Raw genomic sequence first — 1370 nt, 5'->3', positions numbered from 1 at the left:
CAGGGTGCCGTAGTTGTTGACTTCCGGGGCTGTGACCTGCAGTTTCATGCGTTCAGGACCAGGTCGACCGCGTGGTCAGGGTTGGCGGCCAGTCGTCGGCAGGCCCGGGCGATGTTCGACTGCCCGGCCCGACGGTGAAGACTGATCACCACATTTCTGATCGTCGCCATCACCTGGGGACCGTGACCGGTGCGGATGGTGGATCGGTCCTCGTCGAACGTCACATCCCGCACATAGTGGATCTTGTTCTCGATGTGCCAGTGCCCACGAATCCAGGACGCCAGCAGCTTCGGTGGTGCCTGCTCGCACGGCAGCGAGCAGATCGCATACACCACCTCGACACTCCAGATCTCGGAGCCGATCGGTCGTCGCCGCCGGGTGATCTGAATCGCCTGTCGGGCATAGGGAAACCGCAGGCCACGGGAGACAGTGACGATCTTGTAGCTGCGGGACTCCTCCCGGCCGTGACCACGCTCGATCGGATCGGACCACACCACCGGCACCTGTTCCCACGGCTGGTGCCGGACCCGGTCGAGCAGGCCGAGTTGGTTCGCCTTGACGATCATGACGTACTCGGCCCGGCACTGCTCGCGTAGGCACCGGGCGGTCGCCTTCTGCGTATGCATTGCATCAATGGTGACCACCGCCCCGGCGATATCGATTCCACGCAACAACTTTCGGACCGTGGGGATCTCGTTGGACTTGTCGGCGGTGCGGCACTGCCCGAGCACGACGGTGTCGCCGTGGGTGACCGCCGCGACCAGATGCGGCGCTGCCTGTTTCCCGATGCGGGCCCCGCGGATCGTCTTGCCGTCCACCGCCACGGCCAACCGTACGGTGTCGGCGCCGGTCCGGGCCGCCAGGTGCCGGCCGAGCACCCGATCCAGGGCGTCACCGTCGACCCGGCCGAACACCTGCCGGATCGTAGCCTCGCTCGGAACACGGAATCGAATACCGCACCGCTGCAAAACTTGCCGTGGTACACCGGCGGCCCAGTCGGCGATGGCGTAGAACGAGCGGGCTCCGGCGGAGACCGCGCACAACGCCACCGCGATCAGTGACGGTAACCGGTAGCGGCGACCGCGCCTGGCGCGCGGATCGGGCACCGCCTCGAGCGCGGTGAGCAGATCCGGCATCTGTGTGTCGTCGGCGACGACCCCACTCCATCGGGTCAACTGGTCAAGACAGGGGTCGATCGGGGACACTGTCCCGGCGGGCATGGGTGACTCCTCGTGGACGATCGTTGGATGCGTAAGACACACCCATGATCAATCCCTGTCCCCATGCCCGCTCCACCGGCCCGGACAGCACCTCGAATAAAACGAAAACCCCAGCTCACGGGGTCGCTAATCAACAACTACGGCGCCCTG

1 protein-coding gene is annotated in these 1370 nt (G+C 65.8%); it reads right to left on the bottom strand.

The window, feature by feature from the left end; all coding sequences use genetic code 11:
- Window positions 1-44 precede the first annotated feature (44 nt).
- Window positions 45-1220 (bottom strand): ISAs1 family transposase, encoded by a 1176-nt coding sequence (locus tag Q8814_RS26135; RefSeq protein WP_330154829.1) that lies wholly within the window; start codon window positions 1218-1220, stop codon window positions 45-47.
- Between the last annotated feature and the right edge of the window lie 150 nt (window positions 1221-1370).

Source organism: Rhodococcus chondri (genome assembly GCF_036327435.1).
GTDB lineage: Bacteria > Actinomycetota > Actinomycetes > Mycobacteriales > Mycobacteriaceae > Rhodococcus > Rhodococcus chondri.
The sequence above is the reverse complement of the archived record's forward strand: the minus strand, read 5'-3'. Positions and strand labels throughout refer to the sequence as shown.